This window comes from Burkholderia sp. BKH01, from assembly GCF_025685725.1.
GTDB classification, from domain to species: Bacteria; Pseudomonadota; Gammaproteobacteria; order Burkholderiales; family Burkholderiaceae; genus Burkholderia; species Burkholderia pyrrocinia_C.
Genome location: NZ_JAOTQT010000028.1, coordinates 14,263 through 41,069 on the forward strand (window position 1 = coordinate 14,263; position 26,807 = coordinate 41,069).

Consider the following 26,807-nt stretch of genomic DNA (forward strand, 5'->3'; position numbering starts at 1 on the left):
AGGCGCCAGCGCGTGCTTTTTTCGTGATCGACGCGAATCCGATCGCTGCGGTGTGATGCTCGTGCGGCGCGCGCCGCACGGCCGTCAGGCGTCCGGCGTCGGGAAGAAGATGCCCGCGCGCTGCGCGGCGTTCGCGATGTGCGTTTCGATCGCGCTGCCCGCGGCGGCCGCGTCGCGCGCGATCAGCGCATCGACAATCGCGCGGTGCTCGTGCCACGTCGACAGCAGCAGCTCGCGCCGGTAGAACGGCATGCGCTGGCTTTCCTTCATGATGTCCGCGCTGCTGCGCAGGATCGATTCGATCGCCGCGTTGCCGGCGAGATGGATGATCCGCATGTGGAAGTCGAAGTCGAGCTGCGACGCCTCGTCGAGCGCGCTCTCGGTCAGCGCGACGTGCAGGTCGGCGAGGTTGTCCTCGAACCACGCGATGTCGTCGTCGCTGACGACGCGCGCGGCCATCCGCGCGGCGAACCCTTCGAGCGCATAGCGCATCTGGTACGTGTCGGGCGGTGACGACTGCTCGGCGAACCGCCACGCATGCGCGACCGTCGCCTGCGCGCTTTCGACGTACACGCCCTTGCCCGCACGGATGCGCAGCATCCCGAGCGCCTCGAGCGTCGACAGCGCCTCGCGCAGCGACGCACGGCTGATCTCCAGCTCCTCGGAGAGCTGACGCTGGGCCGGCAGCAGGCTGCCGACCGGATAAACGCCTGCCTCGATCCGGTCGCGGATCGTCGCGATGGCGGCGTCGGTCACGGTGTGCGGAACATTTTTCATGATGTGAACGATGGCCGGTCTGACCGGCATTGTAATCCGCACATGCGCGGCGCATGACCGCACTACGGGAAAGCCACGATCAGGCCCGATTTCGGGGTCGCGCCGGACGCGCGCGGAGGGGCGGGAAATCCCTATTTGGTCCGTGCTTGACGTCACTATATCGGCTTCCTACTATCCACCATAACATCACTGGTCTTACCAGTATGAACAGACGAAACTGCAACCGTTGGATCGGGAGAGCGCCGTGTCGAAATTCCTCAATTCGCTGTTTGGCCGGGTAGTCGTCGCATTGATCCTGGGGGTCGCGCTCGGCGCGTTCTTCCCGCATTTCGCCGAGTCGTTGCGACCGCTCGGCGATGGCTTCCTGAAGCTCATCAAGATGGTCATCGGCCCGATCGTGTTCTGCGTGGTGGTCAGCGGGATGGCCAACGCGGGCGACCTGAAGAAGGTCGGCCGGGTCGGCCTGAAGGCCGTCATCTACTTCGAGATCATGACGACGCTCGCGCTCGGCATCGGGCTCGTGCTCGCGTGGCTCACGCGTCCGGGCGTCGGGATGAACATCGACCTGCATTCGCTCGACGCGTCGTCGCTCGCGTCGTATGCGAAGAACGCCGAAAGCCTGAAGGACACGGCCGGCTACCTGATGAAGATCATCCCCGAGACCGCGATCGACGCGTTCGCGAAGGGCGACATCCTGCAGATCCTCGTGTTCGCGGTGCTGTTCGGCTCCGCGCTGTCGCTGCTCGGCGACAAGGCGCAGCGTGTCAACTCGCTGATCGAGGAACTGTCGCACGTGTTCTTCCGGATCATCGGCTTCATCATCAAGCTCGCGCCGCTCGGCGTGCTCGGCGCGATCGCGTTCACGACCGGCAAGTACGGCGTCTCGTCGCTCAAGCAGCTCGGCTACCTGGTCGCGGTGTTCTACCTGAGCTGCTTCGTGTTCGTCACGGTCGTGCTCGGCATCGTGATGCGGCTCGCGGGCTTCTCGGTGTTCAAGCTGATCCGCTACCTGCGCGAGGAACTGTCGATCGTGCTCGGCACGGCATCGTCGGATGCGGTGCTGCCGCAGGTGATGCGCAAGCTCGAATACATGGGCGTCAAGGATTCGACGGTCGGCCTCGTGATCCCGACCGGCTATTCGTTCAACCTCGACGGCTTCTCGATCTACCTGACGCTCGCCGTGCTGTTCATCGCGCAGGCCACCAACACGCCGCTGTCGACGCATGACCTGATCGTCGTGCTGCTCGTGTCGCTCGTCACGTCGAAGGGCGCGCACGGGATTCCCGGTTCGGCGATCGTGATCCTCGCGGCGACGCTGTCGGCGATCCCGGCGATTCCGGTGCTCGGCCTGGTGCTGATCCTGCCGGTCGACTGGTTCGTCGGCATCGCCCGCGCGCTGACCAACCTGATCGGCAACTGCGTCGCGACGGTCGTCGTCGCGGTGTGGGAGAACGATATCGACAAGGTCCGCGCGAAGCGCGTGCTGAACCGCGAACTGCGCTACGTGCCGGCCGAAGAGGAAGGCCGCGCGGCGCCGGTCGCCGGCGACCAGGCCCACGCGCTCTGAACTCGGCTTGTCGCGCGGGGCGGCTTCTGTCCCGGTAGTCCCGCGCGATCGATTTACATGCAGCCGGCGCCTCGATGCGCCGGAACTCAATCAGAAATTGCTTTGCATGGGATGGCAGTAGGCGCTGAAGCGCCAACTCTCATCGACCGCGAAGCATGGGATGGGAGTAAGTGCTAAAGCACTAACTCCCATCGACAGGAGACGACATGGCAGCCCCCATCCTCGATCCGAACGCGCCGGCCTTCACGCGGCGCTACATGAACCTCGCCGACCCGCGCCTCGGTGCGCAGGCATTGTTTGCGAGCGACGAATTCTTCGCGCCGAAAGAGCGCATGCTGAACCCCGAGCCGGCCGTGTTCATCCCCGGCAAGTACGACGACCACGGCAAGTGGATGGACGGCTGGGAAACGCGCCGCAAGCGCACGACCGGCCACGACTTCTGCGTGGTGCGCCTCGCGCGGCCGGGCGTGATTTTCGGCGTCGATCTCGATACGAGCCATTTCACCGGCAACTTCCCGCCGGCCGCGTCGATCGAGGCGTGCGTCGCCGAAGGCGACACGCCGCCCGACGACGCCGAATGGCGCACGATCGTCCCCGCGACGACGCTGCAGGGCAATTCGCACCATTACATAAGCGTCGACGATGCGCAGCCGGTCACGCACCTGCGCGTGAACCTGTATCCGGACGGCGGGCTCGCGCGGCTGCGCGTGTACGGCCAGCCGCAGCGCGACTGGCGCCATGTGCCGGCCGGCGGACTCGTCGATCTCGCGGCGATCGAGAACGGCGGTTATCTGGTGGCCGCGAACAACCAGCACTTCGGCCCGGCATCGCAGATGCTGATGCCGGGGCGCGGCGCGAACATGGGCGACGGCTGGGAAACGCGGCGCCGCCGCGAGCCCGGCAACGACTGGGCGATCGTCGCGCTCGCGCGGCCGGGTATCATCCGGCGCGTCGAGGTCGATACGGCGTTCTTCAAGGGCAATTTCCCCGACCGCTGCTCGCTGCAGGCCGCGCGGGTCGCGGGCGGTACCGACGATTCGCTGGTCACGCAGGCGATGTTCTGGGCCGAATTGCTCGGCGAGCAGAAGCTGTCGATGGACCACGTGCATACGTTCGACCAGCTCGCGGCGCTCGGCCCCGTCACGCACGTGCGTTTCAACATCTTCCCGGACGGCGGCGTGTCGCGCCTGCGTCTGTGGGGCGAGCCGGCTTGACGGAGGGTAGCGGCATGAGCGGAGCACACATCCTGCGCGTCGAGCGCCTGACCCGCGAAGCGTTCGCGCCGTTCGGCGACGTGATCGCGCTCGAAGGCGCGCGGCATTTCCCGATCAACGGGGGCACGACCGAGCGCTTCCACGATCTCGCGACGATCGACGTCTGCGCGGACGGCGGCCGGCCGCTCGTCAGCGTGTTTCGCGCGCAGCCGCGCGCGCTGCCGGTCGCAATCACGCTGATGGAGCGCCATCCGCACGGCAGCCAGGCGTTCATCCCGCTCGCGGCCGTGTCGCGCTATGCGATCGTCGTCGCGCCGGCCGGCGAATTCCGGCCCGACGCGATGCGCGCGTTCCTGGCCGAAGGCTGGCAGGGCGTGAACTATGCGAAGGGCGTCTGGCACCATCCGCTGCTCGCGCTCGACGCGGTCAGCGATTTCGTGATCGTCGATCGCGGCGGCCCGCAGCCGAACTGCGACGAGATCCCGCTCGACCGTGCGTGGGCGCTTGAGTTCGAGCCGGCCTGCGCGAGCACGGCCTGACGCGGCGCCCGGCATCGGGCGCCGGTTTCGTGCGAATGCCGAAGGGATTTCGTAAGCGTTCCGAACCGGCCCGCGCGCGACGCGCGGCACGATCCCGAAAAGAACACGGCCCGGGCGGCGAGATGCCGGCCGGGCCGTGCTTCGTGCGCGCGGCGCGCGATTCAGTGCTTGCGGTGCGGGCAGTTCTCGGTCGTGCAGGAACCGTACATCGCGAGCGAGTGCTCCTGGAGCCGGAAGCCGCGCTCCTTCGCGATCGCCTGCTGGCGGCCTTCGATCTCGGCGTCGAAGAATTCCTCGACGCGGCCGCAATCGAGGCACACGAGGTGGTCGTGGTGCGAGCCTTCGTTCAGTTCGAACACGGCCTTGCCGGATTCGAAGTTGCTGCGCGTGAGCAGGCCGGCCTGCTCGAACTGCGTCAGCACGCGGTAGACGGTGGCGAGCCCGATGTCGAGCTGCTCGTTGAGCAGGTTCCGGTAGACGTCTTCGGCCGTCAGGTGGCGCACCGGGCTCTGCTGGAAGATCTCGAGAATCTTGAGGCGCGGTAGGGTGGCCTTTAGCCCGATATTCTTGAGATCCGTCGGATTGGTCATGGCTAGGCATCCCTAGAGTACAATGCAGGGCTTCAATGTTACCGGCTTTTCGCCGTTCCAGATACACGCGCGGCCTGCGACGCGGGCCAGCACGGTGAAGGAAATGATCCCAGAAACGCTTTCGCACTTTCAGAGGAGTCGCATGCGGAGTGCCATCATCGCTGCCGCCGCCGTTGCGGCGCTGGCTGGTTGTTCGTCGTACGACAGCGTGACGCAGCGCATCGCGCAGAGCATCACGCCCTATCGGATCACCGTCGTGCAGGGCAACTTCGTGTCGCAGGAGAAGGCCGCACAACTGCAGGTCGGCATGACGCGCGAGCAGGTGCGCGCATTGCTCGGCACGCCGTTGCTGGCGGACATGTTCCACGCGGACCGCTGGGATTACCTCTTCTACTTCAAGCGCGGCTCGACGGCGATCGTCCAGCAGCGCGATCTCGTCGTGACCTTCGCGGGCGATCGCCTCGCGGGCTGGACCGGCGCCGAGAACCTGCCGTCCGAGCTCGACCTGCTGGCCGATATCGACGGCGATCGCGGCGGCAAGAAGGCGAAGGCGGCCGCGGCGGCGAAGGCCGCTTCCGAGGCGGCTGCCGCGCGTGCTGCGCAAGCGGCGAGCGCGCCTGCGGCCGAGGCTGCCGCCAGCCCGTCCGCCGTGCCGGCGTCCGGCGCGGTGGTCGACCAGGATGCGAACGCGCAGGCCGCACGCGCGGCGAACCGCGCGACCAACCAGGTGTCGGGTCAGGGCTCGAACGCGCGCCGCTTCACGCCGTCCACGCAGGCTGCCGGCGGTGCGCCGGTGCCGGGCGGCCAGCCGCCGGGCGCGGTGCCGGCGATCCAGCCGCAGTTCCAGTTCCATCGTCCGCCGCAGCCGAACGCGTCGAGCGAGGTGTCGCCGCCGGTCGGCCCGCAAGGCTCGGACACGCTGCAGAACCAGCAGCTCACCACGCCGGCCCAGTCGCAGTAAGCGGCCGGCATGCGGAAACGGGGCGGCTTGCGCCGCCCGCCTTTAGACCTGTCGTGTAGAAAGCCATGAAGATTGCGATTGCCGGCGCATCGGGCCGAATGGGCCGGATGCTGATCGAAGCCGTTCTCAACGATCCCGACGCACAGCTCGTCGGCGCGCTCGACCGCGCCGATTCGCCGTTCCTCGGCCAGGACGCCGGCGCGTTCCTCGGCAAGGAAACCGGGATCAAGCTGACCGACGACCTCGACGCGGTGTTCGCGCAGGCCGACTACCTGATCGATTTCACGCGCCCGGAAGGCACGATCGCGCACGTCGAGGCCGCGCTGCGCCACGACGTGAAGCTCGTGATCGGCACGACCGGCTTCACCGCCGAGCAGAAGGCCGAGCTGCAGGCCGCTGCGGGCAAGATCGGCATCGTGTTCGCGGCGAACATGAGCGTCGGCGTGAACGTCACGCTGAAGCTGCTCGAATTCGCGGCCAAGCATTTTTCGCACGGCTACGACATCGAGATCATCGAGGCGCATCACCGCCACAAGGTCGATGCGCCGTCGGGCACCGCGCTGATGATGGGCGAAGCCGTCGCCGGCGCGCTCGGCCGCTCGCTCGACGATTGCGCGGTGTACGGCCGCCACGGCGTGACGGGCGAGCGCGATCCGTCGTCGATCGGCTTTGCCGCGGTGCGCGGTGGCGACATCGTCGGCGATCACACCGTGCTGTTCGCCGGGATCGGCGAGCGCATCGAGATCACGCACAAGTCGTCGAGCCGCGTGTCGTATGCGCAGGGCGCGCTGCGCGCGGTCCGCTTCCTGTCGGCGCGCGGCGCCGGCCTGTTCGACATGCAGGACGTGCTCGGCCTGCGCTGACACGCAACGGGGAAACTCCGATGGCGATTCCCACCGGCGTTGTCCACTACCTCGAAAGCGGCGATGCGATCACGCACGCCGTTGCCTATGTGCTGCTGGCGATGTCCGTCGCCAGCTGGTGCTTCCTCTTCATGAAAGCCTGGCTGCTGGTCCGCGCGAAGCGGCAGGGGCCGCGCGCGCTCGCCGCGTTCTGGCGTGCGCCGTCGCTCGACGCGGGCATCGCCGCGCTCGCCGGCGCCGATCGCGAGCGCGTATTCGCGCCGCTCGCCGAAGCCGCGCGCGACGCGGCCGACGACCACGATCCGGCCACGCTGGCCGCGCGCGTCGAGCGCAGCGAACGCGTGCTGCGCGCGTTGCGCCACGCGATGCTGCGCTCGCAGCGGCGTCTCGAATTCGGCCAGGTGCTGCTCGCGTCGATCGGCAGCACCGCGCCGTTCGTCGGGCTGCTCGGCACCGTATGGGGCATCTACCACGCGCTCGGCAGCATCGCCGCGAGCGGGCAGGCGCAGATCGAGAACGTCGCGGGGCCGGTCGGCGAGGCGCTGATCATGACCGCGTTCGGGCTCGTCGTCGCGATTCCGGCCGTGCTGGCCTACAACATCCTCGGGCGGCTCGTGCGGCAGCTCGCCGAGGAGCTCGACGGCTTCGCGCGCGACCTGCACGTGTTCGTGTGCGCGCAGGAATCCTGACGCGCCCATCCGGGAGGAGCAACCATGGCATTCGGCGGACTCGAGCACCACAAGACCTCCGCGCCGATGGCGGAGATCAACATGACGCCGCTGATCGACGTGATGCTCGTGCTGCTCGTCATCTTCATCATTACCGCGCCGCTGATGACGCACGCGATCCGGCTCGACCTGCCGAAGGTCGCGGCCAGCGTCGCACGCGACACGCCGCAGTCCGTCACGCTGTCGATCGACGACGCGGGCAAGCTGTACTGGGACGACGCGCCCGTGGCGCTCGACGCGCTGCCCGCGCGCTTCCGGACCGCCGCCGCGGCCGGCGCACCGCCCGAGCTGCGGCTGCGTGCGTCGCGCGCGACGCGCTACGACGTGATCGCGCAGGTGATGGGTGCCGCGCAGGCCGCGGGCCTCACGCGGATCGGCTTCGTGACCGACGTGCCGCCGCAGGCGGGCGGTTCCGTCGTGCCGTCTGCGGTGCCGGCGAACCGCTGAGCGGATCTTCCGGCCGGTCCGCGCCCGCCGCGGGATCGGCCGCGCGCCGCAAGACCGGCCGAATGGGCCGACGCGGGCGGTATAATCAACGTTTTTCCCGGTTGGCAGGCTTTTTCAAGGTAACCCGGAATTTTCCAGGTTACCCGGGCATGCTGCGGGTTACCCGGAAAATACCCGGAAACCGCGAACAGGTTCGGCAACAGCGAACCTGCAGGTCCGCCGGGCCAGCACGATTTTCGATCCACACCTGCGCGCGAGCCGTCGCGCCGCTTAAAGCCTAGTCCGAACCACACCATGCACGAGAGATACGTACCCGCCGACGTCGAAGCCGCCGCCCAGGGCGACTGGCGCGCAGCCGATGCCTACAAGACGAAGGAAGATTCGCAGAAGCCGAAGTTCTACTGCGTGTCGATGCTGCCGTACCCGTCCGGCAAGCTGCACATGGGTCACGTGCGCAACTACACGATCAACGACGTGATGTACCGCTATCTGCGGATGAACGGCTACAACACGCTGATGCCGATGGGCTGGGACGCGTTCGGGATGCCGGCCGAAAACGCCGCGATGGCGAACGGCGTGCCGCCCGCGAAGTGGACCTACGACAACATCGAGTACATGAAGGGCCAGATGCAGTCGATGGGCCTCGCGATCGACTGGTCGCGCGAGATCGCGACGTGCAAGCCCGACTACTACAAGTGGAACCAGTGGCTGTTCCTGAAGATGCTCGAGAAGGGTATCGCGTACAAGAAGACGGGCACCGTGAACTGGGATCCGGTCGACCAGACCGTGCTCGCGAACGAGCAGGTGATCGACGGCCGCGGCTGGCGTTCGGGCGCGCTCGTCGAAAAGCGCGAGATTCCGATGTACTACCTGCGGATCACGCAGTACGCGGATGAGCTGCTGAACGATCTCGACGGCCTCGGCTGGCCCGAGCGCGTGAAGATCATGCAGCAGAACTGGATCGGCAAGAGCTTTGGCGTGAACTTCGGCTTCCCGTATGAACTCGATGGCGAGAAGAAGCTGCTGCGCGTGTTCACGACGCGCGCCGACACGATCATGGGCGTCACGTTCTGCGCGGTCGCGGCCGAGCATCCGCTCGCCACGCGCCTCGCACAGGACAAGCCCGAACTGCTGGCGTTCATCGACGAATGCAAGCGCGGCGGCGTCGCCGAGGCCGACGTCGCGACGATGGAGAAGAAGGGCGTCGCGACGGGCTTCTCGGTCACGCATCCGCTGACGGGCGAGCCCGTCGAGGTGTGGATCGGCAACTACGTGCTGATGAGCTATGGCGAAGGCGCGGTGATGGGCGTGCCCGCTCACGACGAGCGCGACTTCGCGTTCGCGAAGAAATACGACCTGCCGATCAAGCAGGTGATCGCGGCCGAAGGCCAGACGTACTCGCTCGACGCGTGGCAGGAGTGGTACGGCGACAAGGAAGTCGCGGCCTGCGTCAACAGCGGCAAGTACGACGGCCTCGCTTACGGCGCGGCGGTCGACGCGATCGCGGCCGACCTGAAGGCCGGCGGCTTCGGCGACAAGCAGGTCACGTGGCGCCTGCGCGACTGGGGCGTATCGCGCCAGCGCTACTGGGGCACGCCGATCCCGATCATCCACTGCCCGTCGTGCGGCGACGTGCCGGTGCCTGAGAAGGATCTGCCCGTCGTGCTGCCGGAAGACCTCGTGCCGGACGGCTCGGGCAACCCGCTCGCGAAGTCGGAAGCGTTCCTGAACTGCACGTGCCCGAAGTGCGGCGCGGCCGCGAAGCGCGAAACCGACACTATGGATACCTTCGTCGATTCGTCGTGGTACTTCTCGCGCTACACGGCGCCGGATGCCGAGACGATGGTCGACGCGCGCACCGACTACTGGATGCCGATGGATCAATACATCGGCGGCATCGAGCACGCGATCCTGCACCTGCTGTATTCGCGCTTCTGGACCAAGGTGATGCGCGACCTCGGCCTCGTGAAGTTCGGCGAACCGGCGAAGAACCTGCTCACGCAGGGGATGGTGCTGAACGAGACGTTCTACCGCGAAGACGCATCGGGCAAGAAGACCTGGTACAACCCGGCCGACGTGACGGTCACGCACGACGACAAGGGCCGCCCGGTCGGCGCGACGCTGAACACGGACGGCCAGCCGGTCGTGCTCGGCGGCATCGAGAAGATGTCGAAGTCGAAGAACAACGGCGTCGATCCGCAGGTGCTGATCGACCTGTACGGCGCCGATACCGCGCGCCTGTTCACGATGTTCGCCGCACCGCCCGAGCAGCAGCTCGAGTGGTCGGGCGCGGGCGTCGAGGGCGCGAGCCGCTTCCTGCGCCGCGTGTGGAGCTTCGGCCATGCGAACCGCGAAGCGCTCGCCGCGCGCGCGGGCTTCGATGCGGCCGCGCTCGGCGAAACCGACAAGGCGCTGCGCCGCGAGATCTACAGCGTGCTGAAGCAGGCCGATTTCGACTACCAGCGCCTGCAGTACAACACGGTCGTATCGGCCGCGATGAAGATGCTGAACGCGGTCGACGGCGCGAAGGGCGCGACGCCCGGCGTGCTGCGCGAAACGTACGGCGTGCTGCTGCGCGTGCTGTACCCGGTCGTGCCGCACGTCACGTTCGAGCTGTGGAAGGCGCTCGGCTACGCGGACGAATTCGGCCCGCTGCTCGATGCACCGTGGCCGAAGGTCGACGAAGCCGCGCTCGAGCAGGCCGAGATCGAACTCGTGCTGCAGGTGAACGGCAAGGTGCGCGGCGCGCTGAAGGTCGCGAAGGACGCGAGCCGCGAGGCGATCGAAGCCGCGGCGGTGGCCGACGACGCGTTCGCGAAGTTCAGCGACGGCAAGCCGGCGAAGAAGATCGTCGTCGTGCCGGGCCGCCTCGTGAACATCGTCGTCTGACGGCCGCCGGCCGTCGGACGTACCCAGAAGGAGCGAAGGTGATCCGCAGATCGTTTTTGATGCTCGTCGGCAGCGCGGTTGCGCTGTCGGCATGCGGCTTCCAGTTGCGGGGCCAGCAGGACTATGCGTTCAAGCACCTGCTGGTGGCCGGCGCGCCGGCGGCCGTCGAGGCGCGGCTCACGCGCCTCGTCGAGGCCGGCAGCGACACGAAGATCGTCAAGTCGGCGGACGACGCCGACGCCGTGCTGCGCATGTGGGAGTCGCGTGGCCAGAACACGCTGACGCTCAACAAGTACGGCTCGGCGCAGGAGTACGCGCTGTTCTATACGCTGAACTACACGCTGACGAGCAAGGACGGCACCGTGCTGATCCCGCCGAGCGCGATCGCACTGAACCGCGCGATGACGTACAGCGACCAGTACACGAACGCGAAGGCGCAGGAAGCCGACATCCTGTACGGCGACATGCAGAACGATGCGGTCGACCAGTTGATGCGGCGTCTCGCGATCGTCCACTCGCTGACGCCGGCGCCGGAGGACGTGGTGCCGGGCGTCGCGCCGCGCGCGCCGCTGCCGCCGCCGCCGCTCTGATCGACGGCGCACGCACCGATGCAATTGCGACTTGATGCGCTGGAGCCGCACCTCGCGAAGGGGTTGGCCGGGCTCTATACCGTCTACGGCGACGAGCCGCTGCTCGCGCAGGAAGCGTGCGACCGCATTCGTGCGGCCGCGCGTGCTGCCGGCTTCACCGAGCGGTCGGTGCATACGGTCGAGCGCGGCTTCGACTGGAGCGTGCTGCTCGGCGCGACCCAGGCGATGTCGCTGTTCGGCGAGCGCCAGCTGATCGAGCTGCGCATTCCGTCGGGCAAGCCCGGCAAGGAAGGCGCCGACGCGCTGAAGACACTCGCGGCCACGCCCAATCCCGATGCGCTGATGCTCGTCACGTTGCCGCGTCTCGACGCGGCCACGCAGAAATCCGCATGGTTTACTGCGCTGCAGAACGGCGGCGTCGCGCTGAAGATCGATCCGGTCGACCGCGTGCAACTGCCGAACTGGATCGGCCAGCGTCTGTCGATGCAGGGCCAGCGCGTCGCGGCCGGCGACGACGGGCGGCGCGCGCTGCAGTTCATCGCGGAGCGCGTCGAAGGCAACCTGCTCGCCGCACACCAGGAAATCCAGAAGCTCGGGCTGCTGTATCCGCAGGGCGCGCTGTCGTTCGAGCAGGTGCACGATGCGGTGCTGAACGTCGCGCGCTACGACGTGTTCAAGCTGAACGAGGCGATGCTCGCCGGCGACGCCGCGCGGCTCGCGCGGATGATCGACGGGCTGAAGGGCGAGGGCGAGGCGATCGTGCTCGTGATGTGGGCCGTCGTCGAGGAGCTGCGCACGCTGCTGCGGATCAAGCGCGGTGCGACGGCCGGCAAGCCGCTGGGGACGCTGCTGCGCGAGAACCGCGTATGGGGCCTGCGCGAGCGGCTGATCGGCCCCGCGCTGAACCGCGTGTCGGAACCCGTGCTCGAGAAGGCGCTCGCGTTTGCCGCGCAGCTCGACCGGCAGGTCAAGGGGCTCACTGCCGTCGTGCCGGGCCGCCGCACGCAGGACCAGCCGCCGCCCGATCCGTGGGACGGCCTGTTCCAGCTCGCGATGACGGTCGCGGGCGCACGCGGCGAGCGACCGCCGATCGCGGGTCGCGTGCGGCGCTAGGCCCCATTCGGGCCTTCAGCGCGCGCTGCGCAACCCGCTTACAATGCTTCGATAGCCGGGGCAGCCATCCGCTGCGCGGCCTTCCGGCCGCCGCGCCATACGGATGGGCCGCCCCACGCTTCCCCACGAATTCATGCCGCCCAGCGCGGCTCGCTTCTCGAGTCACACGATGGATATCGATCAGTACATGACCGACCTGGGCCGTCGAGCCCGGCACGCTTCCCGCGCGATGGCGCGCGCCAGCACGGCCGCGAAGAACGCGGCGCTCGACGCCGTGGCGCGCGCGATCGAACGCGACGCGCAGGCGCTGAAGGACGCGAACGCGCGCGACGTCGCCCGCGCCCGTGAAAAGGGGCTCGATGCGGCGTTCGTCGACCGCCTGACGCTGTCGGACAAGGCGCTGAAGACGATGGTGGAAGGCCTGCGCCAGGTCGCATCGCTGGCCGATCCGATCGGCGAGATCGGCAACCTCAAGTACCGCCCGAGCGGGATCCAGGTCGGCCAGATGCGCGTGCCGCTCGGCGTGATCGGCATCATCTACGAGTCGCGCCCGAACGTGACGATCGACGCGGCCGCGCTGTGCCTGAAGTCGGGCAACGCGACGATCCTGCGCGGCGGCTCCGAAGCGCTCGAATCGAACACGGCGCTCGCGAAGCTGATCGGCGAAGGGCTCGCGGCGGCCGGCCTGCCGCAGGACGCGGTGCAGGTCGTCGCGACGGCCGATCGCGCAGCGGTCGGCAAGCTGATCACGATGACCGAATACGTCGACGTGATCGTGCCGCGCGGCGGCAAGAGCCTGATCGAGCGCCTGATCAACGAGGCGCGCGTGCCGATGATCAAGCACCTCGACGGCATCTGCCACGTGTATGTCGACGATCGCGCCGATCTCAGCAAGGCGCTCACCGTCTGCGACAACGCGAAGACGCACCGCTACGGCACTTGCAACACGATGGAGACGCTGCTCGTCGCGAGCGGCATCGCGGCGAAGCTGCTGCCGCCGCTCGGCAAGCTGTATCGCGACAAGCAGGTCGAGCTGCGCGTCGATGCGGCCGCGCGCGCGGTGCTCGCCGAGGCGGGCGTCGGTCCGCTCGTCGATGCGACCGAGGAAGACTGGCACACCGAATATCTCGCGCCGGTGCTCGCGATCAAGGTCGTCGACGGCCTCGACACCGCGATCGAGCACATCAACCAATACGGCTCGCATCACACGGATGCGATCGTCACCGAGGATCACGACCGCGCGATGCGTTTCCTGCGCGAGGTCGATTCGGCGAGCGTGATGGTCAACGCGTCGACGCGCTTCGCGGACGGCTTCGAATTCGGCCTCGGCGCGGAAATCGGCATCTCGAACGACAAGCTGCACGCACGCGGCCCGGTCGGCCTGGAAGGGCTGACGTCGCTGAAGTACGTCGTGCTCGGACACGGCGAAGGCCGCCAGTAAAGCGAGGCGCACAACTGATGGCAATGCTCTGGGTCAAGACGTTCCATATCGTTCTGATCGCCGCGTGGTTCGCGGGGCTGTTCTACCTGCCGCGCATCTACGTGAACCTGGCCATGGAAACCGATCCGGCCGCCGTGCGACGCCTGCTGCTGATGGCGCGCAAGCTGTTCCGCTTCATGACGATGATCGCGGTGCCGGCGCTGGCCTGCGGGCTGTGGCTCTGGCTTGTAATCGGCATCGGCCAGGGGCAGGGCTGGATCCATGCGAAGGTGACGGTCGTGCTGCTGCTCATCGTCTATCACGCGTATTGCGGGCACCTGCTGCGGGTGTTCGAGCGCGGCGAGAACCGCCGCACCGACAAGTGGTATCGCGTGTTCAACGAGCTGCCGGTGCTCGGCATGCTCGCGGCGGTCGCGCTGGTCGTGATCAAGCCGTTTTGAGCGGTGCGGCCGGCGAGGCTGTCGGCTCGATCCATGTGCAACGGCGCCCTTCGGGGCGCCGTTGTTCGTTTACGCGCGGCTTTGCGCGGCGCCTTCAATCCTTCGTGCCGTCGTCGATCCGCCGGCGCGTGATCGCTTCCTTCGCGCGGCCGACCCGTTCCATCAGCGCGGGGCCGCGCGACAGCGCGACGCCGACCGCGAGGATGTCGCCGATCGCGAGATGCGACATCCGCGACGTCATCGGCGAGAACACGTCCGTTTCCTCGGCGACGTTCGACGCGAGGCTCACCGTCGCGAGCTTCGCGAGCGGCGAATGGCTCTGCGTGATCGCAACGACTTTTGCGCCGCACGCGAGCGCGGAGCGCGCGGCGTCGACGATGTCGCGCGTGCGGCCGGTGTTCGAGATCGCGACGACGACGTCGTGCGGCCCGAGCAGCGCTGACGACATCGAGAACGTGTGCGGATCCGAATACGCGACGCTCGGCACGCCGAGCCGGAAGAACTTGTGCTGGATGTCCTGCGCGGCGATGCCCGAGCCGCCGGCGCCGTAGAACTCGATGCGCGACGCGTTCGACAGCAGTGCGATCGCATCGGCGACGCTGCCCGCGGACAGGCTGTTGCGCACCTCGATCAGCGCGCCGATCGTGCGGTCGAACACCTTGCCGATGATGCCGGGCGCCGGTTCGTCGGGCTCGACGTCGCGATACACCGACGACACGCCCGGCGCGACGCTCTGCGCGAGCCGGATCTTGAATTCGCGAAAGCCGCTGCAGCCGAGCGCCTGGCAGAAGCGCGCGATCGTCGGCTGGCTGACGCCCGCGCGCGTCGACAGCTCGGTCATCGCGAGGTCGAGCACCTCGCGCGGCGCGGCGAGGATGTAGTCGGCGAGCTTGCGCTCGGACGGGCGCAACTCGGCGCGGATCGCTTCAATGCGAGGCAGCATGGGACGGCAGATGGAAATCGGGTTCGGATGAGCGAGTGTATCGCAATCGAATTGTAGAAAATCTACATGAAAATACTAGCGTTATTGCAATGCCTCCGGCGCGATTGTGTTGACGGTAATTAGGGTTTTCACTAGGTAAAGCCTTGCTGGTGGCGGGAATGAGGGTTGCGCGTGAGTCAATCTGCATTGCATGCGTGTAGTTTTTCTACTAGACTGGCTTCGTTCAGTCGATGCATTCGACCGTCCCCACGATTCCAACCGCCGGTGTCGGCCGGCATACAGGAGCGCCCAGCATGACGTCGCTGCACCCCACTCTGGCGAAGGTCACCGAACGCGTGATCGCCCGCAGCCAATCGACCCGTTCCGCCTATCTGCACCGCATCGACGGCGCGCAGGGCAAGTTCCCGGCGCGCGGCGCGCTGTCGTGCGCGAACCTCGCGCACGGCTTCGCGGGCCTCGAGGGCAGCGACAAGTTCGCGATCAAGACGATCCGCGAGCCGAACATCGGCATCGTGTCCTCGTACAACGAGATGCTGTCCGCGCACGCGCCGTACAAGGATTTCCCCGACATCATCAAGGCCGCCGCGCGCGAGAACGGCGGGGTCGCACAGTTCGCGGGCGGCGTGCCGGCGATGTGCGACGGCGTCACGCAGGGCAACCCGGGGATGGAGCTGTCGCTGTTCTCGCGCGAGGCGATCGCGATGGGCACGGCGATCGCGCTTACGCACAACATGTTCGACGCGGCGCTCTGCCTCGGCATCTGCGACAAGATCGTGCCGGGCCTCTTGATCGGCGCGTTGCAGTTCGGCCACCTGCCGACCATCTTCGTGCCGGCCGGCCCGATGACGAGTGGCTTGTCGAATGACGACAAGGCGAAGATCCGCCAGCAGTTCGCGACCGGCCAGGTCGGCCGAGACGCGCTGCTCGAAGCCGAATCGGCCGCGTACCACGGCCACGGCACCTGCACGTTCTACGGCACCGCGAACAGCAACCAGATGCTGATGGAGCTGATGGGCCTGCACCTGCCGGGTTCGGCGTTCGTCCATCCGCACACGCCGCTGCGCACCGCGCTGACGGCCGAGGCCGCGCGCCGCGTGCTCGACCTGACCGTCGAGCGCGGCCACTACACGCCGATCGGTCATGTGATCGACGAGAAGGCGATCGTCAACGGGATCGTCGCGCTGCTCGCGACGGGCGGCTCGACCAACCATACGCTGCACCTCGTCGCGATCGCGCGCGCGGCCGGCATCCTGATCGACTGGAACGATTTCGACGAACTGTCGGCTGTCGTGCCGCTGCTCGCGAAGATCTACCCGAACGGCAAGGCCGACGTGAACCACTTCCATGCGGCGGGCGGCGTCGCGTTCCTGGTGCGCAACCTGCTCGAAGGCGGGCTGCTGCACGAGGACGTGACGACGGTTGCCGGCAAGGGGCTGTCGCACTACACGAAGGAGCCGAAGCTGATCGACGGCAAGCTGACGTGGGTCGACGGCACGGCCGAGAGCCACGACACGAAGGTGCTGCGCGGCATCCGCGACCCGTTCCAGCCGGACGGCGGCCTGCGCCTGATGCAGGGCCGGCTCGGCCGCGGCGTGATCAAGATTTCGGCGGTCGCGCCCGAGCACCGCAAGGTGACGGCGCCCGCGATCGTGTTCGATTCGCAGGAGGCCGTGCAGGAAGCGTTCGATCGCGGCGAGCTGAAGCGCGATTTCGTCGCGGTCGTGCGCTTCCAGGGCGCGCGCGCGAACGGGATGCCCGAGCTGCACCGTTTGACGCCGCTGCTCGGCGTGCTGCAGGATCAGGGCTTCCACGTCGCGCTCGTCACCGACGGCCGCATGTCGGGCGCGTCGGGCAAGGTGCCGGCGGTGATCCACGTGTCGCCGGAAGCGCTGCTGGCCGGCCCGCTCGGCAAGGTGAAGACGGGCGACACGCTCGTGATCGACGCGGAGGCCGGTGTGCTCGACATCGAGGTCGACGAGGCCGAGTGGCACGCGCGCCCGGTCGCGCAGCCGCTGCACCAGGCGGAGAACGAGGTCGGTTTCGGGCGCGAACTGTTCGGCGTGTTCCGCGCGGCCGCGGCGCCGGCCGAGCAGGGCGCATCGGTTTTCGGGACGCTGGTCGGCGAAACGGCCGTCCGCGTCGACGCATGAATTTCAAGGAGCGAATTTGATGAAGACGATTGCTGAAATCGTGAAGCTGGGCCCGGTCATTCCGGTGCTCGCATTCGACTCGGTCGAGCAGGGCGAACACGTGTCGCGCGCGTTGCACGCGGGCGGCGTGAAGGTGCTCGAGATCACGCTGCGCACGCCGGCCGGCCTGGAGGCGATCCAGCGCGCGAGCCAGCTCGCGGACGACATCGTCGTCGGCGTCGGCACGATCACGAAGCCCGAGCATTGCGCGCAGGCAAAGCGCGCGGGCGCGAAGTTCGGCGTGTCGCCGGGCCTGACGAAGGACCTGCACCTCGCGTCGCTCGACGCGGGCCTGCCGCTGCTGCCGGGCGTGATGACGCCGAGCGACATCATCCAGGCGCTCGAATTCGGCTACGAGATCGTGAAGTTCTTTCCCGCGCAGCAGGCCGGCGGCGTGCCGATGCTGCAAGCGTTCCACGGCCCGTTCCCGGCGCTGAAGTTCTGCCCGACGGGCGGCATCACGGTCGACACCGCGCCGAATTTCCTGAAGCTGCCGAACGTCGTGTGCGTCGGCGGCTCGTGGCTCACGCCGAAGGCCGCGCTCGCCGCGCAGGACTGGGCCGAAGTCACGCGCCTCGCGCAAGCCGCGAGCCAGCTTTCCCGCTAAAACTCGTACGGAATGATGGTTTGACCCTCGGAAGGCAAGCGCTTAGTGCTTGTTTTACCGAGGGTTTTTGCTGATGGAACCGGTTCTATCCGCGAACCGTAAAGATAAGTAAAATTCAGCGTCCTGACGGTGGGGGTCTCCCCGCTGTTTCGGAGACCTGCACAGCCGGGCATACTCGCAACGACCCGCCCGGTTCGAATAATCCCAAGGAGGAGTCCACATGGGGGCTGTCCAAGGCAGCATGCTGCTCATCTATACCGTGATCGCGATCGTGGCGTTGATCGTGATGATCGCGCGGTTCAAGATCTATCCGTTCCTGGTGCTCATCATCGTGTCGCTCGGCCTCGGCCTGGTGGTCGGGATGCCGATGGACAAGATCGTCAAGTCGTTCGAGACGGGCAACGGCAATACGCTCGGCCACATCGCGATCGTCGTCGGCCTCGGCACGATGCTCGGCAAGATGATGGCCGAATCGGGCGGCGCCGAACGGATCGCGACCACGCTGATCGACTGGTTCGGTGAAAAGAACATCCACTGGGCGATGATGTTCGTCGCGATCATCGTCGGCCTGCCGGTGTTCTTCGAAGTCGGCTTCGTGCTGCTGATCCCGATCGCGTTCAACGTCGCGAAGCGCACCGGCAAGTCGCTGCTCGTCGTCGGCCTGCCGATGGTGGCCGGCCTGTCGGTCGTGCACGGGCTGATCCCGCCGCACCCGGCCGCGCTGCTCGCGGTCCAGCAGTACGGCGCCGATATCGGCAAGACGATCGCATTCGGCCTGATCGTCGGCGTGCCGACCGCGATCGTCGCGGGCCCGCTGTTCGCGCTGACGATCTCGAAGTTCGTGAAGCTGCCGGAGAACAACCCGCTCGCCGCGCAATTCGTCGACACGCACACCGAAGGCAAGAAGCGCGAGCTGCCGGGCTTCGGCATCACGCTGTTCACGATCCTGCTGCCGGTGATCCTGATGCTGGTCGGCAGCTGGGCCGACCTGGTCTTCGCGCCGAAGACGCTGCCGAACAACCTGCTGCGCTTTGCCGGCAACTCGGACGTCGCGCTGCTGATTGCCGTGCTCGTGAGCTTCTTCACGTTCGGCAAGCTGCAGGGCTTCAACCGCGACCAGATCCAGAAGTTCTGCGGCGAATGCCTGGCACCGATCGCCGGGATCACGCTGATCGTCGGCGCGGGCGGCGGCTTTGGCGGTATCCTGCGTGATAGCGGGATCTCGCAGCAGATCGTCGCAACGGCCACGCAGGCGCACCTGTCGCCGCTGCTGCTCGGCTGGTTCGTCGCCGCGCTGATTCGTCTGGCCACGGGCTCGGCGACGGTCGCGATGACCACGGCCTGCGGCATCGTCGCGCCGATCGCGGCGGCATCGGGCGCGGCGGTCCGTCCGGAACTGCTGGTGCTCGCGACCGGCTCGGGCTCGCTGATCTTCTCGCACGTGAACGACGGCGGCTTCTGGCTGATCAAGGAATATTTCGGGATGACGGTCGGCCAGACGTTCAAGACGTGGACGCTGCTCGAAACGATCATCTCGGTGCTCGGCCTGAGCTTCACGCTGCTGCTGAGCATGGTTTTGTAACAAGGGGTACGTAATGATTCTGATCGCAATGGGCGTGTCGGGCGCGGGCAAGTCGCGAATCGGCGAAATGCTGGCGGAACGCCTGTCGTGCAGCTATACCGACGGCGACGCGTTTCACAGCGCGGCGAACAAGGAAAAGATGCACCACGGCATTCCGCTGACCGACGACGACCGCTGGCCGTGGCTGCGCTCGATCCGCGAGGCCATCGAGGAAAAGCAGCGCGCGGGCGAGACGGCCGTGTTCACGTGCTCGTCGCTGAAGCGTGCGTACCGCGACGTGCTGCGCGGCACCGACACCGACGTGCGGTTCGTGTATCTGCAGGGTTCGTTCGACGTATTGCGCGAGCGCCTGAAGACCCGCACCGGCCACTTCTTCGATCCGTCGCTGCTGAAGAGCCAGCTCGACACGCTCGAGGAGCCGGGCCCGGACGAAGCGATCGTGGTCAGCATCGAGCTGACGCCCGAACAGATCGTCGATCAGGTGATGGTGAAGATCGGCCTCGCGCAGCAGCACTGAGCGCGGTTCGCGGCAATCATGATGAAAAAGGCGCTCTTCGGGGCGCCTTTTTCGTTGGCGGCATGCAAACCGGTCAGGCGGCGTGCGCGCGTTTCGCGATGCCGTCGAGCAGCACGTCGAGCATCGTGTCGTGCACGATCTCCGGATCGAGCTGCGCATAGAGCGGGGCAGCCGACCTGACGAGCGGATGCTCGGTGTCCGACAGCGCGTTCATTTCCTCCAGCTCCACGTCGTTCGCGGGCCGCGTGAGGCCGCCGGCCTCGGCGGCGGCAAGCCCGATCACGCTCGCATACCAGCCGACGCACACCGACGGCAGCGCCGCGCGCGGGATGCCGGCGTCGACCAGCGCGCGGTGCACGGCCTCGATGTGCGCGAGATCGGCCGGCCCGGTGCTCATGTGGCGCTGCAGGAGCGCGAACGCGGCAGGGTGGCGCAGCGCGAGCGCGCGGTACTGGCGCGCGAGGTCGCGCAGCCGGTCGCGCCATGGCAGCGCGTCGTCGACCGGCACGAGCGAGCGCGACAGCGCGTTCGCGATCGCGCGGCTCAGGCCGTCCTTCGACTTGAAGTGATACAGCACGCTCATCGGGTCGCAGCCGACCGACTGCGCGAGCTTGCGTACGCTGAATGCGGCTTCGCCGACGTCTTCGAGCAGCACGAGCGCGGCCGCGACGATCGCGTCCTTGTCGAGGCCGCGCGGGCCCTGGGCGGGTTTGTCTTTCATCGATGCGGGCTGGCAGCCGGAGCGGGGCCGGCCGTAAACTTGACGAAAGTATATTCTACACTGTAGAATTATTTCTGCGATGTAGAAATTGGGTGTCCCGGCACCTTTCAATACGTGCTTTCGCACAGTCCGGGATCCAGGCGGCACGAGCGTGTCCGCCGTCAACACGGGCCACCGCGCCTCTTTTCTCGTTGACACCCATGTGGAACCGGCTGCCCCACACGCAAAGCCAGAAGGCTTCGACAGGCGGCCCAAGACCATGCAAGTGCAATCATGACTTCCAATCACAAACCCCTGATCCAGGGCGAATCGCGTTTCGAGCAAACGCAACTGAACATCGAGAAAGACAACTGGAACTGGTGCGCCCCGGCCCGCTACGACGGCGAGCGCCCGGCCAACTGGTACGAGGCGTCGCTGTCGCACCACGCGAACGGCGCACCGCTCGCGCGCGACGTCGTGTGCGACGTGCTCGTGATCGGCGCGGGCCTGCTCGGCGCATCGGCCGCGCTGCATCTCGCGGAAGCGGGCGTCGACACGATCCTCGTCGACAAGCATCACGTCGGCTCGGCCGCATCGGGTCGCAACGGCGGACAATTGACGCCCGGCCTCGCGCGCTGGGAAGCGGCCGACATGATCGATTACCTGTCGCACGACGATGCGAAGCGGCTGTGGCGCTTTGCGTCGACGGAATCGATGGACCTGATCGATGCGATCGGCGCGCGTTACGCGCTCGAACTCGACCGCAAGCGCGGCCACATCACGGCGGCGGTCCACCCCGGCCACATGAGCGCGCTGCTCGACGGCGCGGATGCGCGCCGCCATCTCGGCGACGCGGGCGTGACGCTCGTCGGCCGCCATCAACTGCACGACGAATACGTGCGCTCGGGGCTGTACCACGGCGCGGCGATCGACGCGCTCGGCGGGCAGATCCATCCGCTCGCGCTCGTGCGCGGCCTCGTGCACGGCTTCCGGCTGAACGGCGGTGCGGTGTTCGAGGGCACCGAGGTGCTCGAACTCGACGAGACGCCTGCGGGCGTCGTCGCGACGACGCCGGGCGGCACGATCACCGCGCGCAAGGGCGTCGTGCTCGCGCTGCACAACACGACGTTCCGTCTGCTCGACGATGGTGCGACGACGACCGTGCCGTTCTTCACGTACGTGAGCGTGACGGCGCCGCTCGACGTCGATGTCGCGACGCTGATGCCGGCCGGCATGCCCGTTTACGACACGCAGTTCCAGATCGACTACTACCGGCCGGTGCGCGGCAACCGGCTGCTGTTTGGCGGGCAGGGCACCGGCAGCTGCTGGGCGCAGCCCGACGTCAATGCGTATCTGCTGACGCGGCTGAACACGGTGTTTCCGCAGGCCGACGGCAGTTTCGCGCTCGACTACTGCTGGAGCGGCGTCAGCGACTTCACGCTGAACGGCGCCACCGACAGCCGCAAGACCGACGGCCGCGTGCCGATGTACATGGTGCAGGGCTGGAGCGGCCACGGCGTCGCGCAGACGGTGCGGATCGGCAAGGCGATCTGCGACGATTTCGTCGGCCGCAACGACGATTTCTCGATGCTGACCGGCATCGACCATCGCGAGATTCCGCTCGGCCGGCAGTTGTCGCCGATCGCGATCCCGGCTGCGAAAGCAGCGATGAGCGTGATGAGCGCGCTCAACCCGGGCCGGATGATTTCGTTCTGAGCGTCGGAAAAGGAAAAAGCCCGATGCGATTGCTCGCATCGGGCTTTTGTTCGTCCGGCGACGGCGGCGCTTACGCGATCCGCTTCGCGAGTTCGACGGCCTTGCCGATGTACGACGCGGGCGTCATTGCGAGCAGGCGGTCCTTCGCATCCTGCGGGATCGCGAGCGTGCCGACGAACTGCTGCAGCGCTTCGCGCGTGATGCCCTTGCCGCGCGTCAGTTCCTTCAGCTGCTCATACGGGTTCTCGATGCCGTAGCGGCGCATCACCGTCTGCACCGGCTCGGCGAGCACTTCCCAGCAGTTGTCGAGATCTTCGTTCAGGCGCTGCGGGTTCACCTCGAGCTTGTCGAGGCCGCGGATCAGCGAGTCGTACGCGAGCAGCGAGTAGCCGAGCGCGACGCCCATGTTGCGCAGCACCGTCGAGTCGGTCAGGTCGCGCTGCCAGCGCGACACCGGCAGCTTGTCGGCGAGGTGGCGCAGCGTCGCGTTCGCGAGGCCGAGGTTGCCTTCCGAGTTTTCGAAGTCGATCGGGTTGACCTTGTGCGGCATCGTCGACGAGCCGATCTCGCCGGCTTTCGTCTTCTGCTTGAAGTAGCCGACCGAGATGTAGCCCCACACGTCGCGATCGAGGTCGAGCAGGATCGTGTTCGCGCGTGCGACCGCGTCGAACAGCTCGGCCATGTAGTCGTGCGGCTCGATCTGGATCGTGTACGGGTTGAACGTGAGCTTCAGGCGGTTTTCGATCACGTCGCGCGAGAACGCTTCCCAGTCGAATTCCGGATACGCGGACAGGTGCGCGTTGAAGTTGCCGACCGCGCCGTTCATCTTGCCGAGGATCTCGACCTTCTCGATGCGTGCGATCGCACGCGCGAGACGCGCGGCGACGTTCGCGAGTTCCTTGCCGAGCGTCGTCGGGCTGGCCGGCTGGCCGTGCGTGCGCGACAGCATCGGCTGTTCCGCATGCGCGTGTGCGAGCGCGACGAGGCGCTGGTAGACCGTGCGCAGCGCCGGCAGGATCACGTGTTCGCGCGCGCCGGCGAGCATCATCCCGTGCGACGTGTTGTTGATGTCCTCGGACGTGCACGCGAAGTGGATGAATTCGCTGGCCTTCTCGAGTTCGGCCTGGCCCTTCACCGATTCCTTCAGCCAGTATTCGACGGCCTTCACGTCGTGGTTCGTCACGCGCTCGATTTCCTTGATGCGCGCGGCGTCGTGCGCGGTGAAGCGCTCGGCGAGCTGCAGCAGGAACTGCTCGGATGCGTCGGAGAAGCGCGGGACTTCCGCGAAGCCGGCGCGCGACAGCGCGATCAGCCAATGCACCTCGACGGTGACGCGGTGGCGCATGAAGGCGGCTTCGGAGAGCCAGTCGCGCAGCGCTTCGGTCTTGCTGGCGTAGCGGCCGTCGATGGGCGAGAGCGCGGTGAGGGCGAAAAGCGTATCGGGACGAGTGTCGGACATGATCGGGCGGGCCTTGGGGCCGGGTCGAGCGAGGGGAGGGAGAATCCGGCATTTTACCATCGGCGCGCGACGATCCCGGCCGCGTGCGGCCGGCGGGCGCCGCCGCGTGCCGACGCCGCGCCGGCGCGGGTGCGCAGCGGGCCGCCGGGCCGTGCGCGCCGCCGCCGGCCGGGCCCGCCCGCCGGTAGAATGCAGGCTTCCTCCCGACCGCCGCCCGCCGCGCCCGCCTGCATGGAACTGAAATGGCTCGAAGACTTCGTTTCGCTCGCGGAAACGCGCAGCTTTAGCCGGTCCGCCGAACTGCGACACGTATCGCAGCCCGCGTTTTCGCGGCGCATCCAGGCGCTCGAAGCGTGGCTCGCGACCGAACTGATCGATCGTTCGGTCTATCCGACGCGGCTTACGCAGGCCGGGCAGATCTTCTACGAGCAGGCGCTGACGATGCTGTCGCAGGCGCATGAGGCGCGCACGCTCCTGCGCGGCCACGTCGGCGCGCCGGTGCCGACGATCGAGTTCGCGGTGCCGCACACGCTGTCGCTCACCTATTTCCCGCGCTGGCTGCAGCGGATCGAAGCGAAGATGGGCCAGGTCCACACGCGGCTGCGCGCGCTGAACGTGCACGACGCCGTGCTGTCGCTGGTCGAGGGCGGCTGCGATCTCGTGATGGGCTACCACCACCCGAGCAATCCGGTCGCGCTCGATCCGGCGCGCTACGACATGCTGATCCTCGGCAGCGAGCCGATCAGCCCGTTCTCGGCCCCCGGCCGCGCGGGCCGGCCGCGCTATACGCTGCCCGGCACGGCCGACGCGCGCGTGCCGTACCTGTCGTATACGCCGAACGCGTATCTCGGCCGGATGACGGAAGTCATCATCGCGAACGCACCGACGCGGCTGTTCCTCGATCGCGTCTACGAGACCGACATGGCCGAAGGGCTGAAGGCGATGGCGCTCGCGGGGCACGGCGTCGCGTTCCTGCCGCACAGCGCGGTCGAGGACGCGGTCGCGGGCGGCCGGCTGATCCGGCTCGACCGTTCGGTGCGCGGCGGCGCGCATCCGTTCACGCTGACGATGGAGATCCGGCTGTATTGCGACAAGCTCGCGCTGCAGGGCGACGATCCGCGGCAGAAGCTCGTGCGTGCGCTGTGGGAGGTCGTGCGCGACGAACTGCGCGATACGGACGGCTGACTGCGCACGATCGACCGCGGCCGACTGACGGCGAGCTTACCGCGCCTGTCGGACAGCTGTCCGGCGGCCGGCCGGCGCGCGGGCAACACGATTTTTCGCGGACGCGATGCACGGCCGATCGCGTGCGTTCTTGCGCAAATCGACCGCGGATTTGCGAAAAATCGCGATCATGCAAGAAACGCATAATCGAATAAGCAAACGGCATTGGATAAAAAAAACGGGTTTTTCGACAATGTGCGCACCTGTTGACCGTTGGAGCATCCATGTCTTCGCAATTGCAGTCCATCCCGTCCTACCTGCACGCCGACGATCTCGGCCCGTGGGGCAACTATCTTCAGCAAGTCGATCGCGTCGCGCCGTACCTCGGCTCGCTGTCGCGCTGGCTCGAAACGCTGAAGCGCCCGAAGCGCATCCTGATCGTCGATGTGCCGATCGAGCTCGACAACGGTACCGTCGCGCACTTCGAGGGCTATCGCGTGCAGCACAACGTGTCGCGCGGCCCGGGCAAGGGCGGGGTGCGCTACCACCAGGACGTGACGCTGTCGGAAGTGATGGCGCTGTCCGCATGGATGTCGGTGAAGAACGCGGCCGTGAACGTGCCGTACGGCGGCGCGAAGGGCGGCATCCGCGTTGACCCGCGCAAGCTGTCGCGCGGTGAGCTCGAGCGCGTGACGCGCCGCTACACCAGCGAAATCGGCATCATCATCGGCCCGAACACCGACATTCCGGCGCCGGACGTCAACACCAACGAACAGGTGATGGCGTGGATGATGGACACGTTCTCGATGAACCAGGGCCAGACGTCGACCGGCGTCGTGACCGGCAAGCCGATCGCGCTCGGCGGTTCGCTCGGCCGCAAGGAAGCGACGGGTCGCGGCGTGTTCGTCGTCGGCTGCGAAGCGGCGAAGAAGAAGGGCCTCGAGATCGAAGGCGCGCGCATCGCGGTGCAGGGTTTCGGCAACGTCGGCGGCATCGCGGCGAAGCTGTTCCAGGAAGCGGGCGCGAAGGTGATCGCGGTGCAGGATCACACCGGCACGATCTACCGGCCGGCCGGCCTCGATTCGAACAAGCTGCTCGACCACGTCGCACGCACGGGCGGCGTCGCGGGCTTCGAAGGCGCGGAGCCGATGCCGAACGACGAGTTCTGGACGGTCGAGACCGACATCCTGATCCCGGCGGCACTGGAAAACCAGATCACCGAGAAGAACGCAGCGAAGATCCGCACGAAGATCATCGTCGAAGGCGCGAACGGCCCGACGACGACGGCGGCGGACGACATCCTGAGCGCGAACGGCGTGCTCGTGATCCCCGACGTGATCGCGAACGCGGGCGGCGTGACCGTGTCGTACTTCGAGTGGGTGCAGGATTTCTCGAGCTTCTTCTGGACGGAAGACGAGATCAACCACCGCCTCGAGCGCGTGATGCGCGAAGCGTTCGCCGGCGTGTGGGCGGTCGCGGAAGAGCACAAGGTGACGGTGCGTACCGCGGCGTTCATCGTTGCGTGCAAGCGCATCCTGATGGCGCGCGAAATGCGCGGCCTCTACCCCTGATCGTCGACTATGATCAAGCCATGACGCAATCCATCCGGTTGCGTACATGAACCCTCGCGGGCGGTGCCGAATCCGGTGCCGCCCGCGCGTGCATTGGGGCGCGGAAAGGGTGCCCGGAGCCGGGAGGAAGGCGCCGGACAGCGCGATTCGTAGTTCGGTAAACAACCAGTACTTTCAAAAATATTACTTTGATACACTGG

At 67.2% G+C, this 26,807-nt stretch carries 24 protein-coding genes; 19 read left to right on the forward strand and 5 right to left on the reverse strand.

The features are described from left to right. Positions 1-84: 84 nt before the first annotated feature. Positions 85-807, reverse strand: coding sequence for a FadR/GntR family transcriptional regulator (locus OEJ37_RS29185; protein WP_263347944.1), 723 nt, complete (start codon positions 805-807; stop codon positions 85-87). A gap of 214 nt (positions 808-1,021) precedes the next feature. Between OEJ37_RS29185 and OEJ37_RS29190 the strand changes: the two genes are divergently transcribed. The 3 genes from OEJ37_RS29190 (at position 1,022) to OEJ37_RS29200 (ending at position 4,097) form a co-directional block, all read left to right on the forward strand. Beyond that, on the forward strand, positions 1,022-2,344 hold the full coding sequence (locus OEJ37_RS29190) for a C4-dicarboxylate transporter DctA (RefSeq protein WP_174420953.1): 1,323 nt from the start codon (positions 1,022-1,024) through the stop codon (positions 2,342-2,344). A gap of 206 nt (positions 2,345-2,550) precedes the next feature. After that, complete coding sequence (gene alc, locus OEJ37_RS29195) at positions 2,551-3,558, forward strand: allantoicase (protein WP_263347947.1); 1,008 nt, start codon at positions 2,551-2,553, stop codon at positions 3,556-3,558. 14 nt (positions 3,559-3,572) lie between these two features. Continuing rightward, on the forward strand, positions 3,573-4,097 hold the full coding sequence (locus OEJ37_RS29200; protein WP_152859018.1) for an ureidoglycolate lyase: 525 nt from the start codon (positions 3,573-3,575) through the stop codon (positions 4,095-4,097). Positions 4,098-4,258: 161 nt separating this feature from the next. Here the strand turns inward: OEJ37_RS29200 and fur are convergent, their stop codons facing one another. Beyond that, complete coding sequence (gene fur, locus OEJ37_RS29205; protein ID WP_011350926.1) at positions 4,259-4,687, reverse strand: ferric iron uptake transcriptional regulator; 429 nt, start codon at positions 4,685-4,687, stop codon at positions 4,259-4,261. A gap of 142 nt (positions 4,688-4,829) precedes the next feature. Between fur and OEJ37_RS29210 the strand changes: the two genes are divergently transcribed. From OEJ37_RS29210 to OEJ37_RS29250, 9 genes are all read left to right on the forward strand, one after another. Further along, on the forward strand, positions 4,830-5,648 hold the full coding sequence (locus OEJ37_RS29210) for an outer membrane protein assembly factor BamE (RefSeq protein ID WP_263347952.1): 819 nt from the start codon (positions 4,830-4,832) through the stop codon (positions 5,646-5,648). 65 nt (positions 5,649-5,713) lie between these two features. Then, entirely contained in the window at positions 5,714-6,511 is a 798-nt protein-coding gene (gene dapB / locus OEJ37_RS29215) for a 4-hydroxy-tetrahydrodipicolinate reductase (protein WP_034182713.1), read from the forward strand. 20 nt (positions 6,512-6,531) lie between these two features. Beyond that, positions 6,532-7,200: a MotA/TolQ/ExbB proton channel family protein gene (locus tag OEJ37_RS29220; RefSeq protein ID WP_034182714.1), complete on the forward strand. Its 669-nt coding sequence runs from the start codon at positions 6,532-6,534 to the stop codon at positions 7,198-7,200. Positions 7,201-7,224: 24 nt separating this feature from the next. Next, positions 7,225-7,686 carry an ExbD/TolR family protein gene (locus tag OEJ37_RS29225; RefSeq protein ID WP_263347955.1) on the forward strand — a complete coding sequence of 154 codons (462 nt, stop codon included), beginning with the start codon at positions 7,225-7,227 and terminating at the stop codon, positions 7,684-7,686. Between the two features lie 294 nt (positions 7,687-7,980). After that, complete coding sequence (leuS, locus tag OEJ37_RS29230; RefSeq protein ID WP_263347958.1) at positions 7,981-10,575, forward strand: leucine--tRNA ligase; 2,595 nt, start codon at positions 7,981-7,983, stop codon at positions 10,573-10,575. 38 nt (positions 10,576-10,613) lie between these two features. Then, a complete protein-coding gene (gene lptE, locus OEJ37_RS29235) occupies positions 10,614-11,165 on the forward strand; it encodes an LPS assembly lipoprotein LptE (RefSeq protein ID WP_174420958.1) in 552 nt (183 codons plus the stop codon). Between the two features lie 18 nt (positions 11,166-11,183). Then, a complete protein-coding gene (gene holA, locus OEJ37_RS29240) occupies positions 11,184-12,278 on the forward strand; it encodes a DNA polymerase III subunit delta (protein WP_263347963.1) in 1,095 nt (364 codons plus the stop codon). A 169-nt stretch (positions 12,279-12,447) separates the two neighbouring features. Then, positions 12,448-13,719, forward strand: a complete 1,272-nt coding sequence (locus OEJ37_RS29245; RefSeq protein ID WP_263347964.1) for a glutamate-5-semialdehyde dehydrogenase — start codon at positions 12,448-12,450, stop codon at positions 13,717-13,719. A gap of 17 nt (positions 13,720-13,736) precedes the next feature. Next, entirely contained in the window at positions 13,737-14,159 is a 423-nt protein-coding gene (locus tag OEJ37_RS29250; protein WP_089464534.1) for a CopD family protein, read from the forward strand. Positions 14,160-14,253: 94 nt separating this feature from the next. Here OEJ37_RS29250 and OEJ37_RS29255 read toward each other — a convergent pair whose 3' ends face one another. Beyond that, positions 14,254-15,102: a MurR/RpiR family transcriptional regulator gene (locus tag OEJ37_RS29255; protein ID WP_027783542.1), complete on the reverse strand. Its 849-nt coding sequence runs from the start codon at positions 15,100-15,102 to the stop codon at positions 14,254-14,256. Between the two features lie 293 nt (positions 15,103-15,395). Here OEJ37_RS29255 and edd point away from each other — a divergent pair, with 293 nt between their 5' ends. The 4 genes from edd to OEJ37_RS29275 all read left to right on the forward strand — a co-directional run bounded on the left by edd (position 15,396) and on the right by OEJ37_RS29275 (position 19,997). Then, positions 15,396-17,252 carry a phosphogluconate dehydratase gene (edd, locus tag OEJ37_RS29260; protein WP_174420961.1) on the forward strand — a complete coding sequence of 619 codons (1,857 nt, stop codon included), beginning with the start codon at positions 15,396-15,398 and terminating at the stop codon, positions 17,250-17,252. A gap of 19 nt (positions 17,253-17,271) precedes the next feature. After that, complete coding sequence (eda, locus tag OEJ37_RS29265) at positions 17,272-17,898, forward strand: bifunctional 4-hydroxy-2-oxoglutarate aldolase/2-dehydro-3-deoxy-phosphogluconate aldolase (RefSeq protein ID WP_174420962.1); 627 nt, start codon at positions 17,272-17,274, stop codon at positions 17,896-17,898. A 220-nt stretch (positions 17,899-18,118) separates the two neighbouring features. Then, positions 18,119-19,480 (forward strand): GntP family permease, encoded by a 1,362-nt coding sequence (locus OEJ37_RS29270; RefSeq protein WP_034182722.1) that lies wholly within the window; start codon positions 18,119-18,121, stop codon positions 19,478-19,480. 13 nt (positions 19,481-19,493) lie between these two features. Further along, positions 19,494-19,997, forward strand: coding sequence for a gluconokinase (locus OEJ37_RS29275; protein WP_174420963.1), 504 nt, complete (start codon positions 19,494-19,496; stop codon positions 19,995-19,997). 73 nt (positions 19,998-20,070) lie between these two features. On the opposite strand, the gene OEJ37_RS29280 is transcribed toward OEJ37_RS29275, so the two are convergent. Continuing rightward, positions 20,071-20,718 (reverse strand): TetR/AcrR family transcriptional regulator, encoded by a 648-nt coding sequence (locus tag OEJ37_RS29280; protein ID WP_174420964.1) that lies wholly within the window; start codon positions 20,716-20,718, stop codon positions 20,071-20,073. Between the two features lie 273 nt (positions 20,719-20,991). On the opposite strand from OEJ37_RS29280, the gene OEJ37_RS29285 reads away from it, so the two are divergent. Then, positions 20,992-22,413: an NAD(P)/FAD-dependent oxidoreductase gene (locus OEJ37_RS29285; RefSeq protein WP_174420965.1), complete on the forward strand. Its 1,422-nt coding sequence runs from the start codon at positions 20,992-20,994 to the stop codon at positions 22,411-22,413. 70 nt (positions 22,414-22,483) lie between these two features. Here the strand turns inward: OEJ37_RS29285 and purB are convergent, their stop codons facing one another. Next, positions 22,484-23,872 carry an adenylosuccinate lyase gene (gene purB / locus OEJ37_RS29290; RefSeq protein ID WP_096472451.1) on the reverse strand — a complete coding sequence of 463 codons (1,389 nt, stop codon included), beginning with the start codon at positions 23,870-23,872 and terminating at the stop codon, positions 22,484-22,486. Positions 23,873-24,103: 231 nt separating this feature from the next. Between purB and OEJ37_RS29295 the strand changes: the two genes are divergently transcribed. Next, the gene (locus OEJ37_RS29295) at positions 24,104-25,057 is read left to right on the forward strand and encodes a LysR substrate-binding domain-containing protein (RefSeq protein WP_174421725.1); all 954 of its coding nucleotides are present in this window, start codon (positions 24,104-24,106) and stop codon (positions 25,055-25,057) included. Positions 25,058-25,320: 263 nt separating this feature from the next. Further along, complete coding sequence (locus OEJ37_RS29300) at positions 25,321-26,607, forward strand: Glu/Leu/Phe/Val family dehydrogenase (protein WP_152859053.1); 1,287 nt, start codon at positions 25,321-25,323, stop codon at positions 26,605-26,607. Positions 26,608-26,807 lie beyond the last annotated feature (200 nt).